This is a genomic window from Terrilactibacillus tamarindi, assembly GCF_009718825.1.
GTDB classification, from domain to species: Bacteria; Bacillota; Bacilli; order Bacillales; family Sporolactobacillaceae; genus Terrilactibacillus; species Terrilactibacillus tamarindi.
In genome coordinates this window covers 1-18,716 of sequence record NZ_WNHB01000004.1, presented here as the reverse complement: position 1 = coordinate 18,716, position 18,716 = coordinate 1, and the positions used below count along the sequence as shown (strand labels likewise).

The following is an 18,716-nucleotide window of genomic DNA, read 5'->3' as shown; positions in this document are numbered from 1 at the left end:
GAGGGTCTTCAACTAAAATGCTCACGTCCTGTGGCTAGCGCCTAAAGCCACTACATCCTGTAGAAGGCCGGTCCTCAGGTACTGTGTGCTCTTATCTTCTTGGTTCTTATTTGTCACCTTTTTGAACACGTACTATAACATAATTCTATTCAAAATTAACCTTCCATCCAAGATAGCGATTGTTATAGGGTGGAAGGTTTAAATTTCTTAACTGAGTTTATATTTTATAGATGAACGAAGGATACTAGTAGAAAATGACGACTTAAGAATAGGGGTTTTCAAAATGTCTGAAATACAATTAAATCCAGGGCAAGAATTTATGACCCTTGGCCAATTATTGAAAATAGCTGGAGTTATCGGAACGGGTGGCCAGGCCAAATGGTTTTTGTCAGAATATGCTGTCATAGTCAATGACGAACCCGAAACCAGAAGAGGGAGAAAATTGTACGAAGGGGATCGTATTGAGATTGAGGGCCAAGAGACGTTTGTTATTCAAAAACCATAGGGAGGATTGCTTTGTTTGAAACTTGAATCCATGACCTTAACAAACTTTAGAAATTACCATCAGCTCTCCCTTTCGTTTTCAAGTTCGGTTAACGTTTTTTTGGGTGAAAACGCCCAAGGCAAAACGAATTTATTGGAGGCTATCTATGTTTTAGCCATGGCAAAATCCCATCGAACCGTGCATGATAAAGAATTAATCAAATGGGACTCAGATTATGGTAAAATAGAAGGTAGGCTCATTAAAAGAAATCGATCGATCCCGTTAGAATTAATCATTTCAAAAAAAGGGAAAAAGGCCAAACTTAATCATCTTGAGCAAAGTAAGCTCAGTCATTATGTAGGCATGTGTAACGTCGTCATCTTCGCACCTGAAGATTTGAACTTAGTTAAAGGAAGCCCTGGCCTTAGGAGACGTTTTATAGATATGGAGATTGGCCAAATAAAGCCGATATACATTCATGAACTCTCTCAATATCAGAAAATACTCCAGCAACGTAATGCTTTATTAAAAGATCTTTCAACGAAACGCTCCTCCATGACAGCTATGCTTGATATTTTAACAGAACAGTTAATTGAACTTGCCGCCCAAATTACGATTCGAAGATTTCAATTTATCGAGTCATTAAGAGGTTGGGCTAAAAAGATCCATGCAAGTATTAGTCGTGGCATGGAAGATTTAGATATGGCTTATATTTCAAGTACTCCCAATGTATTAGAAAATATGGAGTTGTCAAAACTAAAAGAAGAATTTGTAAAAGGCTTTCAAACGGTCAGAGAAAGAGAAATTCAACGTGGCATGACATTAATTGGACCTCATCGTGATGATTTACAATTTGAAATTAACCACCGTGATGTTCAAACTTATGGCTCTCAAGGCCAACAAAGGACGACTGCTCTTTCCTTGAAACTAGCAGAAATTGAATTGATTAATCAGGAGATAGGCGAATACCCACTACTTTTGCTAGATGATGTATTAAGTGAACTTGATGATTATAGACAGACACATTTATTAGAGACTTTTAAGCAAAAAGTCCAAACATTTGTGACAACAACCAATGTAGACGGACTTGATGCTGATGTGATCAATCGAGCGACATCGTTCATCGTTCGAGATGGTGAAGTTGTGTCTCAAGCGCGTTAAGAAGTTCCTTTCATCTCGTCAATGGAATGGATCCCGCTCTTTTAAAAATTCATTAGGAAAACGTATGCATAAAAATAAATTTTAGGTTGATTAATCAAAGTAATAGCTTAAATGTGTGTCACTAAATGAGGTAAACATAGAGTTGAGAGCATGGTCAATACTCTTTCAAATAGATTGTAAATAAGAATGCTAGGTGTAAATTTACACCTTTGAAGGTTAGGTGGGAGCAAATGTCTGTACAAAAAGATGTCCAACATGAATATAATGCAAATCAAATACAAGTCCTTGAAGGTTTAGAAGCGGTAAGAAAAAGACCGGGTATGTATATTGGATCTACAAGTTCTAGAGGATTACATCATCTTGTTTGGGAAATCGTTGATAATTCAATAGATGAAGCACTTGCCGGCTACTGCGATGAAATCAAAGTTGTGATTGAGAAAGAGGGCGGCATTACAGTCAGTGATAACGGTCGTGGGATTCCAGTTGGCATTCAACAGAAAACGGGTAGACCAGCTCTAGAAGTTATTATGACCGTGCTTCATGCTGGCGGAAAATTTGGCGGTGGCGGCTATAAAGTATCTGGTGGACTGCACGGTGTAGGTGCTTCAGTTGTCAATGCTCTTTCTACCACATTATGGGTTAGAGTTCATCTTGATAACAAAGTTTACTATCAAGAATATCATCGCGGTGTACCTGCTGAGGACGTCAAAGTGATTGGTGAAACGGATAAAACGGGTACCGTCACACATTTTGATCCTGATCCAGAAATATTTAAAGAAACCACAACCTTTGACTACGATATCTTGGCTACTAGAATTAGAGAACTCGCCTTTCTAAACCGTGGAATTAGGATTTCCATTGAGGATAAAAGAGGTGAAGGTAAAAAAGATGTCTACCACTATGAGGGTGGTATAAAATCCTATGTTGAATATTTAAATCAATCGAGAGAAGTCCTTCATGAACCCATCTATTTAGAAGGTGAAAGGGATGGAATAAGTGTTGAAATAGCTTTGCAATACAATACAAGTTATACGAGCCAACTTTATTCATTTACGAATAATATTCACACCCATGAAGGTGGAACACATGAATATGGCTTTAAGGTCGCTCTAACACGCGTTATTAATGATTATGCTAGAAAAAAACATTTATTAAAGGATAATGATTCAAATCTTTCAGGTGAGGATGTTAGGGAAGGCATCACAGCAATTGTTTCCATAAAACACCCTGATCCACAATTTGAAGGTCAAACAAAAACAAAACTTGGTAATGCTGAAGCACGTACCATAACGGAATCTTTATTTGGAGAAGCTTTTTCGCGTTATTTACTTGAAAACCCTGATGTTGCGAAACTCATTGTGGATAAAGGAACGATGGCATCACGTGCTCGTGCCGCTGCAAAAAAAGCACGTGAGCTAACACGTCGAAAAAGCGCACTAGAAGTATCGGCTCTTCCGGGTAAATTGGCGGATTGCTCATCCAAAGATGCCGCTATTTCCGAATTATACATCGTTGAGGGTGACTCAGCGGGAGGTTCTGCAAAACAAGGACGTGATCGACATTTTCAAGCTATTCTTCCCTTACGTGGTAAAATTCTCAATGTGGAAAAAGCTCGTTTAGATAAAATTTTAGCCAATAACGAAATAAGGTCGATTATTACGGCCCTTGGTACGGGTGTGGGTGATGATTTTGATATTTCAAAAGCACGTTACCACAAAATTATTATCATGACAGATGCGGACGTTGATGGCGCACATATCCGTACCTTACTATTAACTTTTTTCTATCGTTTTATGCGTCCTGTTATTGAAAGCGGCTATGTGTATATTGCTCAGCCTCCGCTTTATAAAGTACAACAAGGCAAGTCCATTCAATACGTTTATAATGATCGTGATCTTGAAAAAACATTGAGTGAACTTTCAGCTAATCCAAAACCTGGGATTCAACGATACAAAGGTTTAGGAGAGATGAATCCAGAACAACTATGGGATACAACCATGGATCCAGATCATCGGTTGGTACTGAAAGTAGATTTATCAGACGCCATCGAAGCGGATCAAATTTTTGAGATGCTTATGGGTGATAAGGTTGAGCCTAGACGGGATTTTATACAGGAAAATGCTCATTATGTACAAAATTTAGATATATAAAGGTTGTTCAAAAAGTCACCAAACGATAAGCTGTGAATCTCGGCGTTGGCTTGTTTTTCCGGTCCTCATGTAGTAAATACCTACATTCCGGTCCTCAAAACGGCGCCGCCTTGATCTTCTTGCTTCTAGTTTGTCACCTTTTTGAACACATATTTTAAGAGGTTGTTCAAAAAGTCACCAAACGATAGGCTACGAGTCTCAGGCGCCCGCCAAGAGGATCTTCAACTAAAAACGCTCACGTCCTGTGAGCAACGTTGAAGCCACCACATCCTGTGGAAGTCCGGTCCTCAAAACGGCGTCGCTCTAATCTTCTTGCTCCCGAGTTTGTGACCTTTTTGAACATGCACTTATAGATTGTAGGATTAGCGGTTAATTAGGAGGAATTTGAATGGCAGATCAAGATCAGTCAAGGGTCAGACCGATTAATATAAGTCACGAAATGCGGACATCATTTTTAGATTATGCAATGAGTGTTATTGTGAGTCGTGCCTTACCTGATGTCCGTGATGGTTTAAAACCGGTTCATAGAAGAATTTTATATGCCATGAATGAACTTGGTATGACCTCAGATAAAGCGTATAAAAAGTCAGCAAGAATCGTCGGTGAAGTTATAGGTAAGTACCACCCCCACGGAGATTCTGCCGTTTATGAAACAATGGTTCGAATGGCTCAAGATTTCAGCTACCGTTATGAATTAGTTGATGGTCACGGGAACTTTGGTTCTGTCGATGGCGATTCCGCTGCGGCGATGCGTTATACAGAAGCTAGAATGTCCAAGATTTCGATGGAAATGGTTCGGGATATTAGAAAGGACACCATTGATTTTAAAGATAACTACGATGGATCGGAACGAGAACCGGCTGTCCTTCCATCCCGTTTTCCAAATTTGCTTGTCAATGGGGCTTCTGGGATTGCTGTAGGAATGGCAACAAATATTCCACCTCATCAATTAGGTGAAGTGATTGATGCCGTTCTCGCCTTAAGTAAAAACGCTGAGATGTCGATCCCTGAACTCATGCAGATTATCCCAGGACCAGATTTCCCAACGGCCGGTTTAATCATGGGACGAGAAGGCATTCGAAGAGCCTATAATACGGGACGTGGCTCTATTATCTTACGAGCAAGGGTAAATATTGAGCAGCAACCCAATGGTAAAGAGTTTATTATCGTAACAGAATTACCTTACCAAGTGAATAAAGCAAAGTTAATTGAACGAATAGCTGAACTTGTTCGAGATAAAAAAATAGAAGGCATTACAGACTTGCGTGATGAGTCAGATCGAAATGGGATGCGAATTGTTATTGAAGTTCGTCGTGACGCCAATACCAATGTCCTTCTTAATAATCTTTATAAACACACGGCACTTCAAACGAGCTTTGGCATCAATCTACTAGCTCTTGTAGACGGCAGACCAAGAGTCTTGAACTTAAAGGAATGTCTGCATTATTATTTGGAGCATCAACAAGAGATTATTAGAAGAAGAACGGCCTATGAATTGAAAAAAGCAGAGGCAAGGGCTCATATTTTAGAAGGATTAAAAATTGCCCTTGACCATATTGATGAAGTCATCGCACTCATTAGGGCGTCAAAAACAACCGATATTGCGCGTCAAGGGTTAATGGACAACTTCAAATTAAGTCAAGAACAAGCCCAAGCGATTCTCGATATGCGTCTACAACGATTAACAGGATTAGAAAGAGATAAAATCGAGAACGAATATCAAGAATTGTTAGCACGTATTGCTGAATTGAAAGCGATACTTGCAGATGAAGAAAAAGTACTCGAAATCATAAGAGAAGAACTTACCGAAATTAAAGAAAAATTCAATGATGCTCGCCGGACAGAAATTACGATTGGATCAGACATGTTCGAGGATGAAGATCTTATTCCGCAAGAGGAAATCATTGTTACGGTCACTCACAATGGTTATGTAAAACGGATGCCGATTGACACCTACAAGATCCAAAATCGTGGTGGACGAGGAATTCAGGCTATGGGAACCAACGAAAATGATTTTGTTGAACATATGTTTACAACTAATACGCATCACTATATCCTCTTCTTTTCGAATAAAGGAAAAGTGTATCAGTTGAAAGGTTATGAACTTCCAGAACTAGGCCGTACGGCAAAAGGCATTCCGATCATTAATTTACTTCAAATTGAGAAAGGTGAACATATTACAACAGTCTTCCCAGTTGAGAAATTTGACGAAGATAAATACTTGATTTACCTTACTAAAAAAGGCATAACCAAACGGTCTCCTTTATCAGCTTTTTCAAATATTAGAAAAGGCGGTCTCTTTGCCATTACCATTCGTGAAGAAGATGAACTTATTGCGGTACGCTTAACTGATGGTAAGCAAGAAGTCATTGTAGGTACGAAAAAAGGTCTGGCTATTCGCTTTGACGAAAAAGACGTTCGATCGATGGGAAGAACGGCAGCAGGAGTGAAAGCCATTACCCTTTCAGATCAGGATGAAGTTGTCGGAATGGGAATTATCGAAGAAGAGGCGGATGTCCTCATTGTGACTGAAAAAGGTTTTGGAAAACGGACACCAGCAGATGAATATCGTACGCAAACCCGTGGTGGAAAAGGGATCAAGACATGTAACATTACCGATAAAAATGGGGATGTCATTTCACTTCGAACAGTGAAAGAAAATGAAGATCTCATGATTATTACATCTAGTGGCATCATGATTCGTACAGCAGTATCTGGCATTTCACAACTTGGACGTAATACAATGGGTGTTACCCTCATTCGAGTTGGTGAAGGAGATAGTGTGGCAACTGTCGCAGGTATACAAGCAGATGATGAAGATGAAACGGAATCATCTGACTCAAATGAAGTAGAGGAAGAAGAAACGAAATCAACTGACTCAAATGAAACAGAGGAAGAAGAAACGGAATCATCTGACTCAAATGAAACAAATGAAGATTAATATCTTTTTTTACAAGAAGGAATCGGGCATTTTCCGGTTCCTTTCTTGATATAATAAAGATTGATAAGTTAATCGATATATAAAATAGACTGAACAATACATAAATTAAAAATTTGAAATGTTACGATTTTACGTTTTGGTTATCCATGAATAATACTAAATTGAGGAGATGAGTGCAATGAGAGTCGAGTGTCAATCACTTATTGAGGGCTGTATAGTAAAGAAAGCTGTTTATTCTAAATCTACACGCCCCCTTATTCCAAAAGGAACCATCATAAATACTCATCATTTAAAAGTACTAAAAGCTTTTCTTATTCCAGAGGTAGAAATTGAAGCTTATTTAGATAATGGGGAAAAGTTCCAAGGAAAGGAAATTAAAAAAAGAGAAAACCAATTTAATATAAGTAATCAAACAAAACCAAAGTCGATAGCAGATCTTTACCAGCAGGCCGTAAGAGGCTATGCGAGATCCTTTAGCCGGTGGCAAGGAGGAACGTCTATTCACATGTCTTCTCTTCGTCATGATTCCTTGCCGTTGCTTCGTGCTTCGTTAGAGAAAACAGACTGGATAGCATTGAAATTAATCCAAAGGGATTTTGTTCATGATGAAACTCAAAGAGCTGTTGGAATGGGCATCTTGTCTGCCTTTTTAGCCAATAAGTTAAATTATGACCATGGTGATCTCTTGCAAATTGGTATTGGTGGAATACTAGCTAATTGTGGTTTAGCCAAACTTCCTCCTTCTATTCTCTCAAAATATCCTCATTTAAAGAAAGAAGAAAAGATGGCCTATGAACAACATCCGATTCAAAGTTATAAAATGCTGAAAACGGTTCGCACGATAAAAGAAGGCGTACGTCTAGGTATTCTTGAACAGCATGAATATGGTGATGGATCAGGCTATCCATTAAAATTAACTCGAGATAAATTACATGAATTTAGTCATATCTATTCTACATTGGAAACCTTTCTTAGCTTAATGAAAAAAGAAAATCCGATCGATGCATTAAACAATTTGAATAAAAACTACCGTTTTAAACTAAACACCCCTACACTGGATGTCTTTACCATTAAAGTCATGGAACTCTTTTTGGGATATAAAGTGATCCTATCGAACGGTCAAACGGGAGAAATAAGCTACATCCCTTCTTCTACCCCAACTGAACCTTTCTTAAAGATGGATCATGATAAGGTACTTGTCCTTAACAGTGATTCTACTATTAATATCGAAAAGTTCATTGTTAATTAGAGGTTGTTCAAAAAGCTACCAAATGATAAGCTGCGAATCTCGGCGTTGGCTTGTTTTTCCGGTCCTCATGTAGTAAAAACCTACATTCCGGTCCTCAAAACGGCGCCGCCTTGACCTTCTTGCTTCTAATTTGTCACCTTTTTGAACCTGTACTTATAAAGGTTGTTCAAAAAGCTACCAAATGATAAGCCGCGAATCTCGGCGTTGGCTTGTTTTTCCGGTCCTCATGTAGTAAAAACCTACATTCCGGTCCTCAAAACGGCGCCGCCTTGACCTTCTTGCTTCTAATTTGTCACCTTTTTGAACCTGTACCTATAAAGGTTGTTCAAAAAGCTACCAAATGATAAGCTGCGAATCTCGGACGCCCGCCAAGAGGATATTCAACTAAAATCGCTCACGTCCTGTGGCTGGCGCCTGAAGCCACCACATCCAGTGGAAGGCCGGTCCTCAGGAACTGCGCGCTCTTTACTTCTTGCTTCTAATTTGTCACCTTTTTGAACCTGTATTTATAAAGGTTGCACTAAAAGTGAAAGTTTGGTTACCCATTCATTAGATAATCAGCAATGATGGCGGGGACTTTGTTAATGGTAATGTCTAAAAAACCTTTAATATAAGAAATATCATTGGAATCGCGTTGAGATAGGAGATCGTACCACCAATCTGTTTCATACCGACATATCATACTCAGATTGTATAAGATAAGGTAGTGGGCAAGAAGCTCAGGTATTTGACTCGGATAATCACGTTGATTAGATATGAATAACTGTTGATCCTGTCTCATTTGCAGAGGCTGTGGATTAAAAAAAGGTACCGGACGTTTAAGTGTTAAGACAAAAACGTCTGACGCATTATCAGCAAGAATAATATCGTGATGAGAAAGTATTCGATTCAGACGGGCTTTTGAAATACATAGGTCGTCTATAATTTTTTTAGAAACCTCAAACTCTCCCTCATTTCTAGGAATCAATGGATAATGAAAATGAGAATGAGTTAATCGAGTATAGAGATGACCTATTTCAGGAATCATTTTCATCAACGATAACATGGTAAATGATTGTCCAACAATTTGTTTCATGTGGAACATGTGGTCTAAAATCAATGAAAACAAACCGTGTTGTTGAATACGAACCGAATCTTGCAGGAAGACATAATTTTGTTTTTTTCGTTTTCTTGTCGAAAGCCCATGCGCCAAATCATTGCTATTTTCTGGGTAATAAGGATTGTTTCGAATAAGGCATGCTTTGAGTAACTGAATCATCCCATAATAGATTAACATCGGCTTAATTTCATAAGGAGCCTTTAGAGCCTGCTGGTAGTAAATTTGGCTATGTTGTACATAATAAGAAAATGAAAGCCCATTTTTGTAGCTCAATGATACAGCTTCATCAAATGAATGCTTTACATAAACTGATTTTAAATAGGATTGGCAGTATGATGTCGATTCAAAAGGTAGATAGTCATAAAACATTGGATAAACTTCCAAAGACATTCACTCCCGTTTTTTGAATACTTCAACTTCAGTGTGGCGTCTTGACAGTAGTTTGTCCAGTTGGTAAGCTAACAATAAAAATTTCTCGACTTTTCATGAAAAATGATTATATAAATAGGGGTGACATATATGTGGGAAGATAAATTTAAAAAAGAATCTTTAACATTCGATGATGTACTACTCGTTCCATCATTGACAGAAATTATTCCTAAAGATGTTTCAGTAAAAGTAAAGTTAACAGATACACTTAAGCTTAATATCCCTCTTATTAGTGCAAGCATGGATACTGTAACCGAAGCTGAAATGGCAATAGCTATAGCAAGACAAGGTGGTCTTGGTGTTATTCATAAAAACATGTCTATTGAAGAACAAGCAGAACAAGTCGACCGTGTAAAACGTTCTGAAAGTGGCGTTATTACAAACCCCTTCTTTTTAACCCCTGACAGTCAAGTCTTTGACGCAGAACACCTCATGGGTAAGTACCGTATCTCAGGTGTCCCGATCGTAGATGAAAAACAACATCTTGTTGGAATCCTCACAAACCGTGATTTACGCTATGTCGAAGATTACTCTATTAAAGTATCTGACATCATGACAAAGGAAAAATTAATTACAGCTCCAGTAGGAACAACTTTGAGTGAAGCAAAACATATTCTTAAAAAGCATAAAATTGAAAAATTACCTTTAGTAGATGAAGAAGGCGTCCTTAAAGGATTAATTACGATTAAAGACATTGAAAAAGTCATCGAGTTCCCTAATTCTGCAAAAGATGAACACGGCCGCCTGCTTGTTGCTGCAGCCGTAGGAGTCACAAACGATGCCGTCAAACGTGCAGAAAAACTTGTGGATGCGGGTGTAGATGCCATCGTTATTGACACAGCTCATGGCCATTCAAAAGGCGCCATTGATAAAGTAAAAGAACTTAGAGAGACTTTCCCTAAACTCAACATTATTGCTGGGAATGTTGCAACACCTGAAGCAACGAGAGCACTTATTGAAGCTGGTGCAGACGTCGTAAAAGTTGGTATAGGACCTGGTTCAATCTGTACAACCCGAATTGTTGCTGGTGTAGGTGTACCGCAAATTACAGCTATTTATGACTGTGCAACGGAAGCGAAGAAGCATGGTATTCCAATTATTGCAGACGGCGGAATAAAATATTCGGGTGACATTGTCAAAGCTCTAGCTGCTGGTGGACATGCTGTTATGCTAGGAAGTTTACTTGCAGGTGTTGAAGAAAGCCCAGGTGAGAAAGAAATCTATCAAGGAAGACAATTTAAAGTTTACCGTGGTATGGGTTCAGTAACGGCGATGGAACACGGAAGTAAGGACCGTTATTTCCAAGAAAATAAAAAGAAACTCGTTCCTGAAGGCATTGAAGGTCGCGTGCCATACAAAGGAAAACTCGCAGATTCGATTTTCCAACTCATTGGGGGTCTTCGTGCAGGTATGTTCTACGTTGGAACAGCGACACTCGAAGATTTACGTGAAAAAGCGAAATTCACAAAAATTACGAATGCAGGACTATTAGAAAGTCATCCGCACGATATTCAAATTACAAAAGAAGCACCAAATTACTCATTAAAATAATTTTTTTGATTGCCCTATAGTGATAGATAATCTCGTATTTGACGTATGTCTAAATAAATAGTAAGTCAACAATTGGCGGTTAAGGCCGCCTTTTGTCATGTAGTCATAACGAATGTTATATGGTAAACTGTTTTTTGGATAATAATTCGGAGGTGTAGGGGTTGAACTTTAAGATTTATTTGCAAAAGGTAACCGTCTTTTGCGTTGTCATTTGTTTATTGATGGCTTTTGGTATTCAAACACCAAATAAAGCAAAAGCAAATACGAACGACAGTCATTTAAATGTAAATGCAAAATCAGCTATATTAATCGATGCGAACACCGGACAAATTTTATATGAAAAGAACGCAGATAAAGTTCTTCCCCCTGCCAGTATGACAAAAATGATGACAGAATATCTCGTCATGAAAGCTCTACATTCAGGGAAATTGACATGGAACACCAAAGTTAGTATCAGTGATTATGTCTATAAAGTCTCTCAAAATCGTGAATACTCGAATGTGCCACTTCGAAAAGACTATCAATATACTGTAAAAGAATTATATGAAGCTATGGCGATTTATTCGGCAAATGGGGCCACCATCGCTTTAGCAGAAAAAATTGGTGGAAGCGAAAAGAATTTTGTCAATTTAATGAATAAAACAGCTAGACAAATTGGTATGGAACATGCTAAATATATCAACAGTTCAGGATTGGAAAACGTAGACTTAGGGGACGATGCACCCGTTGGTGGGCCAAATGATAGTAACCTACTATCGCCTAAAGATCTTGCTAAGCTGGCTTATCGAATTGTAACGGACTATCCAGAAGCTCTAAAAATATCCAGTACCCCGATTAAAGACTTTAAAGCAGGGGTTGATCAACCTATTAATATGGTAAATTGGAATTATATGCTTCCTGGTTTTGGACAAAATATGAATCAATATAAATATCAAGGTGTAGATGGCTTGAAAACGGGGCATACAGATCTTGCGGGTTATTGTTTCACAGGTACGGTCAATCAAAACGGGCATCGATTGATCAATGTCGTTTTTGGAACAAAATCAGATGGCGCACGTTTTATTGAAACAAAAAAGCTTTTTGACTACGGCTATCAACAGTTCTCTATGAAAACATTAGTTAAAAAAGGAACCGAATTGAAAAATGCGAAGACCTTGCCTGTATTAAAAGGTAAACAAGAAAACGTAAAAATAGGTCTTGGCAAATCATTAAACTTAGCTGTTGAAAATGGCAATGAAAAAGACTACAAAATTCAATTTCATTTAGATAAATCAAAACTTGATAAAGATGGTAATCTTGTTGCTCCTGTGAAAAAAGGAGAAAAAGTGGGTTACGCAACGGTAACGCATAAAGATGGGTCGGCTTATTCTTATCTCTTTAATCAAAAGTCAACAGAAATTCCTGTTGTGACGACACAAGCAGTGGAAAAGTCAAACTGGTTTGTATTGATGATGCAAGGTATTGGTCATTTCTTTGCTTCCATTTTCCATGGTATTGGAAGTTTGTTCGGTAAAATTTTCTAAGATATATTTCAGTGATCCTTAACTTCCCTCCCGAAAGCCTATAGAGGGAAGTTTTTTAACACTTTAAGATCAATTAGACCTCTGTCTGCGCCTTATAGGTAAGTTTTCTTTATCAGTTTAGCCAAAAACAACTAGCATCAATTAAATGTAGCAAATCAAACAACCAAGTTTTAATGATTTATATCTTGGGAATAAACAAAAAAAGAAATTATCATACTATAAAATAGAAAACATGAAAAAAATACTTTTAGGATTTCCCTAAAATATGACTTGTGATAAAATTATATACAATAAAAATGAATTATAGGATGGGAACGTATTGGAAATAAGGCTGGCTGAGGAGAAAGATATAAAGGAATTACAAAAGATTGCTGAGCGGAGTTGGCATGATACGTACTCGGGGATTATTCCAGAAAAGATCCAGGATGAATTTATTAAGAGAGCCTACTCGGATTCATTTCTATTAAAGAGATTAAAACATTCTTTTTTTATTGTGGCCATATTAGAAGGAAAAATTGTAGGTTTTGCTAATTTTTCATTTAAGAATCTTCACAAAGATGTAGAACTAAGTGCAATTTACCTTTTACCAGAATTTCAAAGAAAAAAGATTGGTACAACTCTCTTACGTGAAGGAATTAAACAACTTTCCCCTATTTTCCACTTATATGTGGATGTTGAAAAGGAAAATAAAAAAGCATTATCATTTTATCAATCACAAGGATTTAGAAAGATTAAGGAATTTGATGCCATGTGTTTTGGACACCGATTACAGACGGTTAAAATGGTTTTGGATCTCGAACCTTTAGAGCAAGAGGACTTGCAATTTTTAAAAAAGTAATGTAAATTACATTTAAATACATGGAAATCGGTGAAGAGAATTAGTAGCCTATGATGCTCTCTACAGAGAGCCGCCCTTGGTGTAAAGCGGTGTGAGTACATAGGTGAATCCATCTCTGAGTGGAGGACTGAATGAGAGTAGGTCTTCTCGGTTATACAGTCCGTTATCTGTTATGAGTGACTAATGCACACATTGCATTAGTAATCAGGGTGGCAACGCGGGTGAACTCTCGTCCCTTTTTATTAAGGGATGGGGGTTTTTTATTTGGGTAATCTTTCCCATGTATAAGAAAGTTTAATACCCACTATATTGATAAAAGTAGTGACTAACAAAGTCAAGTAGATTGATAAATAAGATCAATGGAGGATTAGACATGTTAGATTTAAAATTTGTTCGTGAAAATTATGAAGAAATCAAAGTGAAATTAGATAAAAAAGGTGAAGATTTAACCGACTTTGACAAGTTTCCGACTCTTGATGCCAAACGTCGCGAATTGATTAAGGAAACGGAAGAATTGAAAGCCAAACGGAATGAAGTTTCTCAAGAAATTGCAAAAAAGAAGCGGGAAAAACAAGATGCCGATGCTCAAATTAAAGAAATGCGTGAAGTTGGTGATAAGATAAAAAGGATTGATGGTAACCTTCGAGAAATTGAAGATGAGCTTAATAAATTGATGCTTTCTATTCCAAATATTCCACATGAAAGTGTTCCCGTAGGTGAGTCAGAAGATGACAATATTCCCATTCGGCATTGGGGAACAGTTCCGGAATTTAGTTTTGAACCCAAACCGCATTGGGACCTTGCCACAGATCTTGACCTCATTGACTTCGAGGCGGCAGCCAAAGTCACGGGAAGTCGATTTGTTTTCTACAAAGGTCTTGGTGTTCGCTTAGAACGCGCGCTCATTAGCTTTATGCTCGACCTCCATCAGGATGAGCACGGTTACACCGAGATGATTCCGCCTTATATGGTTAATCGGACAAGTATGATTGGCACCGGACAATTACCAAAGTTTGAAGAAGATGCTTTTAAAATTCGAGAAGATGATTATTTCTTAATTCCTACAGCCGAAGTACCTGTAACCAATTACTACCGCGATGATATCCTTGATGTCGCAGATTTACCTATTGCTTATGCCGCCTATAGTGCATGCTTCCGCTCTGAGGCAGGATCTGCAGGTCGCGACACACGAGGATTGATTCGTCAGCATCAATTCAATAAGGTGGAGCTCGTACGTTTTGTTAAACCAGAGGATTCTTATGCCGATCTTGAGAAATTAACGGGTCACGCAGAAAAGGTTCTACAGTTACTTAACTTGCCATACCGCGTCTTAAGTATGTGTACCGCTGATCTTGGTTTTACCGCAGCCAAAAAATACGACATTGAGGTTTGGCTCCCAAATGCCAATATGTATCGTGAAATTTCATCTTGTAGTAATTTTGAAGCTTATCAAGCAAGACGAGCAAATATCCGTTTCCGTCGTGAACCAAAAGCAAAACCTGAGTATGTGCACACTCTAAATGGTTCTGGCCTTGCCATCGGACGTACGGTGGCCGCTATTTTAGAAAACTACCAACAAGAAGATGGAAGCATTGTTATTCCAGAAGTACTTAGACCTTACATGCGAAATCTCGAAAAAATAGAAGCTAAATAAAGTGAAACTTCCATCAGTGGGGGGAGTTCTTCATCCCCCACTGATGGAAAGCCTGAACCAATCGGACCTTTACGGGCAGTTGATCCCCCACCTACCTTCTTTGAATACTCAGAATCTTGAGGTGGGGATCTTACTGCCCGTTAAGGCGGGGTAAATTTAAAAATGAGGGGTGCACGATGAGTAAATATTGGAATGAGCGGATACAAAAGTTAGAACCTTATGTTCCAGGTGAACAACCAAAAGATAAACGTTATGTGAAATTAAATACCAATGAAAATCCTTATCCTCCATCACCAAAGGTTCTTCAAGCGATTAGAGATGCAGCAAATGATCAATTACGGCTGTATCCTGATCCAAATACGGATGATTTAAGGGAAACTCTTGCAGAGGCAACAGGCTTAACGAGCGATCATATTTTTGTCGGTAATGGATCGGATGAAGTTCTTGCCTTTAGTTTCATGTCCTTTTTTTCATCAGACCGTCCTGTGATGTTTGCGGATATTACCTATAGTTTTTATAAAGTATACGCGAATTTGTGTTCACTAGAAACAAATGTTATCCCACTTGATGATGAATTTAAAATACCTGTTGATGCCTTCTGTGAACCAAATGGTGGTATCATCATCCCTAATCCTAATGCACCAACAGGTCAGGCTATTTCCATTGATTCGATCAGAAAAATCTTGGATGCGAACGCTGAATCTGTTGTCATCATAGATGAGGCCTACGTTAATTTCGGTGCGGAGTCGGTTGTTCCATTAATTAAGGACTACCCAAATTTACTTGTTGTTCAAACTTTATCAAAATATAGTTCACTCGCAGGTATTCGTGTTGGTTTCGCTCTAGGAAATCCTGAACTCATTGATGGTCTAAACAGGTTGAAAAATTCCATTAATTCCTATACGATTGATCGTATGGCCTTAGCTGGCGCAAAAGCTGCTATTGAAGATGACCTTTATTATAAACAAATGGCGGATAAAATTATCACGACAAGGCAAAATACGATTAATTCATTATTAGACCTTGGATTTAAGGTTATTCCTTCACAGTCAAACTTTATTTTTATCACCCACCCTTCCATTCAAGCAGAAACTCTGTTTCACGACTTAAAGAACAAAGGGATTTTAGTCCGGTACTTTAACCAGCCTCGCATCTCAAATTATTTAAGAGTCACGATCGGTACCGATGATGAGATGAATCAGTTCTTAAAAGTCTTAAAGGGTATTATTAATATTGAATGACGCATACTAATATGAGAAAAACATTGATATTTATTATAAAATGTTTTTCTTTTTTTTTCGACATATTTAATAATATTTTCTTAAAAGTAACTTATATAAAACTTGACATAAATAAAATATCATGGTATGATTATTTTCGTGTCACGGAGGAATACCCAAGTTTGGCTGAAGGGATCGGTCTTGAAAACCGACAGGGGCTTAACCGCTCGCGGGGGTTCGAATCCCTCTTCCTCCTCCATTATTATCTTTTTAAAACAAACAATGGTTGTTTTATTTTTTTTCGCAAAAAATCAAACGACATTTTTCGATAAAATAAAATGTAATACGCTTACAAAATATATTGACAGATAATTGTGATTGTGATTAAATTTAATTAAACCATTTTACTATTTCATATATGATCTGGATGTAAGAATGAAGACCCTTCCTTGAAGTGTAGTAGTTTTTACTTCCTACACTTATGGGAAGGGTTCTTTTTAGATTAGATATGCAACAGGAAATGGTTTAGTAAAAGCGCGTGTAGCGCAAGGTTTTAGGGAGGCATTATATATGCAAAACGGTAAAGTAAAATGGTTTAATGCAGAAAAAGGTTATGGCTTCATTGAAGTTGAAGGCGGAAACGATGTATTCGTTCACTATTCTGCTATCGAAGGCGACGGATTCAAAACATTAGAAGAAGGTCAAGAAGTTAGCTTCGAAATCGTTGAAGGTAACCGCGGACCACAAGCTGCTAACGTTACAAAAATATAATCCAAACCAAAAATGGCCAAAAGCAGTCCAACTAATTGGACTGCTTTATTTTCTTCTTATCGTAAGAATGAATCCGTGATTCCCATCATATACATCATCCTTATGAATATGAATAGTGACCAAGCTATGTTTTATCTTTTCAAAAATGTCTTTTTTCTGGTATAATAATAAATGTCACTTTAATGATGCGGCTCCGTAGCTCAGTGGATAGAGCGTCGGTTTCCTAAACCGTGCGTCGCAGGTTCGATTCCTGCCGGGGCCATATGACTAACAGAGTTCAGCATTTTTTTGCTGGGCTTTTTTCTATTGGTGATTTTTTACATGAAAAAGTACTGTTTCATTCGTACATACTAAGATTACCCTTTAAGAAAGGTGGTATCTTGATTTGGTTGATAAAGTCGGAACAACATACAGTGTTAAAGAAGAAAATGAAATTATGGCACAAGAAGAACATAATTCACTAAGAAGGAATGGATCGATAAAGGACCATCCTCAGGAACGTATGGTTTCAGCTAATCAACAAGACAAAGATCGATAACACTAAATCGAAGGGGTGACTTCTTTATGGGTTCTAAAAAAAATTCCATTAAAGAAAAGTATTTCGATTCGCCAAGAGCTAATGCGAAACACGGTTCACGTCAGGTTAATGGTGAAACTCAACAAACATTGACCAATGAAATTAGACACATTTTCAAACGTGCGAATATGTAACGAAAAGGCGGTTTCCAATTTGGAAGCCGCTTTTTTGACTATAGCATGGAAAAGCATTATGATGTCACATAAGGGAAGTATAAAGTTTTATAAACACTCTAAATAATATTTTTCAAAATAATTAAATTAGACAGGTTAAAAAATAAAAAAACGGACGTATACTGATTATTAAAGAAAAGATAGACAAATATTATTTGATTTGAAACCTCTATCCCCTCTTTATCGTATAACTTTAAAGAAAACATTTGAAAGGATGACCCGTTTTGATGACACTAACCAGTCATGTTAAAAATCAACCGTATTCAAAACTATTTGCTGCTTTTTTCTCCGGATTATTGGTTGCAACTGCTGGATTATATACAGGACAATACGTACCGCCAGCACTCTTTCTTCCACTCGTCGTAGTTGAAATTATTATGCTGATAGCTATGGTCTTTGCGAGAAAACGAAAAGCGATTGGCTATCTCTTAATGTATGCTTTTATGGCGATTTCGGGATTAACTCTCTACCCCGCTATTAGCACGTATATCAGTATTTTAGGTGCAACCGTTGTCTTGCAAGCTTTTGCTGTCACAACCGCTGCTTTTGGTGGAATTGCCATTTTTGCCATGGTGAGTAAAAGAGACTTCACATTCCTAGGTAATTTCTTGTTTATTTCTGTGATTGCGTTAATTGCCTTGGGGATTATGAATATCTTTTTACCTTTTTCAAGTACGACATCACTCGTGATATCAGGATTCGGTATCTTAGTTTTTGTTGGTTACACGTTATATGATTTCAGTCGATTAACGTTGTATGGTTTCTCTGATCAAGATATTCCGAGGATTGTGGTCTCTGTTTATCTCGACTTCGTAAACCTCTTCTTGTACATCCTCCAGTTTATGGGGATACTTTCTCGCAACGACTAATAATGATAAAAAGAAGGTCGCTCTAAC

At 37.8% G+C, this 18,716-nt stretch carries 15 protein-coding genes, 2 tRNA genes and 1 other annotated feature; of the genes, 16 read left to right on the top strand and 1 reads right to left on the bottom strand.

Features of this window, described 5'->3' with window-relative positions; translation table 11 throughout:
- The first annotated feature begins 283 nt into the window (after positions 1–283).
- The 5 genes from yaaA (at position 284) to GMB86_RS03330 (ending at position 7,985) form a co-directional block, all read left to right on the top strand.
- Positions 284–505 (top strand): S4 domain-containing protein YaaA, encoded by a 222-nt coding sequence (yaaA, locus tag GMB86_RS03350; RefSeq protein WP_155216831.1) that lies wholly within the window; start codon positions 284–286, stop codon positions 503–505.
- 15 nt (positions 506–520) lie between these two features.
- Positions 521–1,645, top strand: coding sequence for a DNA replication/repair protein RecF (gene recF, locus GMB86_RS03345; RefSeq protein WP_155216829.1), 1,125 nt, complete (start codon positions 521–523; stop codon positions 1,643–1,645).
- A 230-nt stretch (positions 1,646–1,875) separates the two neighbouring features.
- Positions 1,876–3,795: a DNA topoisomerase (ATP-hydrolyzing) subunit B gene (gyrB, locus tag GMB86_RS03340; protein WP_155216827.1), complete on the top strand. Its 1,920-nt coding sequence runs from the start codon at positions 1,876–1,878 to the stop codon at positions 3,793–3,795.
- A 388-nt stretch (positions 3,796–4,183) separates the two neighbouring features.
- Complete coding sequence (gyrA, locus tag GMB86_RS03335; RefSeq protein WP_155216825.1) at positions 4,184–6,736, top strand: DNA gyrase subunit A; 2,553 nt, start codon at positions 4,184–4,186, stop codon at positions 6,734–6,736.
- A gap of 178 nt (positions 6,737–6,914) precedes the next feature.
- Complete coding sequence (locus GMB86_RS03330; RefSeq protein WP_196220117.1) at positions 6,915–7,985, top strand: HD-GYP domain-containing protein; 1,071 nt, start codon at positions 6,915–6,917, stop codon at positions 7,983–7,985.
- Positions 7,986–8,523: 538 nt separating this feature from the next.
- Here GMB86_RS03330 and GMB86_RS03325 read toward each other — a convergent pair.
- Positions 8,524–9,468, bottom strand: a complete 945-nt coding sequence (locus GMB86_RS03325; protein WP_230458987.1) for a YaaC family protein — start codon at positions 9,466–9,468, stop codon at positions 8,524–8,526.
- Between the two features lie 135 nt (positions 9,469–9,603).
- Here GMB86_RS03325 and guaB point away from each other — a divergent pair, with 135 nt between their 5' ends.
- The 11 genes from guaB (at position 9,604) to GMB86_RS03270 (ending at position 18,689) form a co-directional block, all read left to right on the top strand.
- Positions 9,604–11,064 (top strand): IMP dehydrogenase, encoded by a 1,461-nt coding sequence (gene guaB / locus GMB86_RS03320; RefSeq protein ID WP_155216819.1) that lies wholly within the window; start codon positions 9,604–9,606, stop codon positions 11,062–11,064.
- Positions 11,065–11,285: 221 nt separating this feature from the next.
- The gene (locus GMB86_RS03315; RefSeq protein ID WP_155217066.1) at positions 11,286–12,587 is read left to right on the top strand and encodes a serine hydrolase; all 1,302 of its coding nucleotides are present in this window, start codon (positions 11,286–11,288) and stop codon (positions 12,585–12,587) included.
- 319 nt (positions 12,588–12,906) lie between these two features.
- A complete protein-coding gene (locus GMB86_RS03310) occupies positions 12,907–13,425 on the top strand; it encodes a GNAT family N-acetyltransferase (RefSeq protein WP_155216817.1) in 519 nt (172 codons plus the stop codon).
- 21 nt (positions 13,426–13,446) lie between these two features.
- Positions 13,447–13,665, top strand: a binding site (T-box leader).
- Positions 13,666–13,798: 133 nt separating this feature from the next.
- Positions 13,799–15,079, top strand: coding sequence for a serine--tRNA ligase (serS, locus tag GMB86_RS03305; RefSeq protein WP_155216815.1), 1,281 nt, complete (start codon positions 13,799–13,801; stop codon positions 15,077–15,079).
- 176 nt (positions 15,080–15,255) lie between these two features.
- A complete protein-coding gene (gene hisC / locus GMB86_RS03300; RefSeq protein ID WP_155216813.1) occupies positions 15,256–16,320 on the top strand; it encodes a histidinol-phosphate transaminase in 1,065 nt (354 codons plus the stop codon).
- A 145-nt stretch (positions 16,321–16,465) separates the two neighbouring features.
- Positions 16,466–16,558, top strand: a tRNA-Ser gene (locus tag GMB86_RS03295).
- Positions 16,559–16,869: 311 nt separating this feature from the next.
- Positions 16,870–17,070: a cold-shock protein CspD gene (gene cspD, locus GMB86_RS03290; protein ID WP_155216811.1), complete on the top strand. Its 201-nt coding sequence runs from the start codon at positions 16,870–16,872 to the stop codon at positions 17,068–17,070.
- Between the two features lie 189 nt (positions 17,071–17,259).
- Positions 17,260–17,332, top strand: a tRNA-Arg gene (locus tag GMB86_RS03285).
- A gap of 123 nt (positions 17,333–17,455) precedes the next feature.
- Positions 17,456–17,608, top strand: coding sequence for a small acid-soluble spore protein K (gene sspK, locus GMB86_RS03280; RefSeq protein ID WP_230458985.1), 153 nt, complete (start codon positions 17,456–17,458; stop codon positions 17,606–17,608).
- Between the two features lie 26 nt (positions 17,609–17,634).
- Positions 17,635–17,781 carry a YpzG family protein gene (locus tag GMB86_RS03275; protein WP_155216809.1) on the top strand — a complete coding sequence of 49 codons (147 nt, stop codon included), beginning with the start codon at positions 17,635–17,637 and terminating at the stop codon, positions 17,779–17,781.
- A 266-nt stretch (positions 17,782–18,047) separates the two neighbouring features.
- On the top strand, positions 18,048–18,689 hold the full coding sequence (locus tag GMB86_RS03270) for a Bax inhibitor-1/YccA family protein (RefSeq protein WP_155216807.1): 642 nt from the start codon (positions 18,048–18,050) through the stop codon (positions 18,687–18,689).
- Positions 18,690–18,716 lie beyond the last annotated feature (27 nt).

Bases quoted from the DNA above. Each gene is read 5' to 3' on its own strand.
- yaaA (WP_155216831.1), top strand. From the start codon at position 284: ATGTCTGAAATACAATTAAATCCAGGGCAAGAATTTATGACCCTTGGC.
- gyrB (WP_155216827.1), top strand. From the start codon at position 1,876: ATGTCTGTACAAAAAGATGTCCAACATGAATATAATGCAAATCAAATA.
- gyrA (WP_155216825.1), top strand. From the start codon at position 4,184: ATGGCAGATCAAGATCAGTCAAGGGTCAGACCGATTAATATAAGTCAC.
- GMB86_RS03330 (WP_196220117.1), top strand. From the start codon at position 6,915: ATGAGAGTCGAGTGTCAATCACTTATTGAGGGCTGTATAGTAAAGAAA.
- guaB (WP_155216819.1), top strand. From the start codon at position 9,604: ATGTGGGAAGATAAATTTAAAAAAGAATCTTTAACATTCGATGATGTA.
- GMB86_RS03315 (WP_155217066.1), top strand. From the start codon at position 11,286: ATGGCTTTTGGTATTCAAACACCAAATAAAGCAAAAGCAAATACGAAC.
- serS (WP_155216815.1), top strand. From the start codon at position 13,799: ATGTTAGATTTAAAATTTGTTCGTGAAAATTATGAAGAAATCAAAGTG.
- hisC (WP_155216813.1), top strand. From the start codon at position 15,256: ATGAGTAAATATTGGAATGAGCGGATACAAAAGTTAGAACCTTATGTT.
- cspD (WP_155216811.1), top strand. From the start codon at position 16,870: ATGCAAAACGGTAAAGTAAAATGGTTTAATGCAGAAAAAGGTTATGGC.
- GMB86_RS03275 (WP_155216809.1), top strand. From the start codon at position 17,635: ATGGGTTCTAAAAAAAATTCCATTAAAGAAAAGTATTTCGATTCGCCA.
- GMB86_RS03270 (WP_155216807.1), top strand. From the start codon at position 18,048: ATGACACTAACCAGTCATGTTAAAAATCAACCGTATTCAAAACTATTT.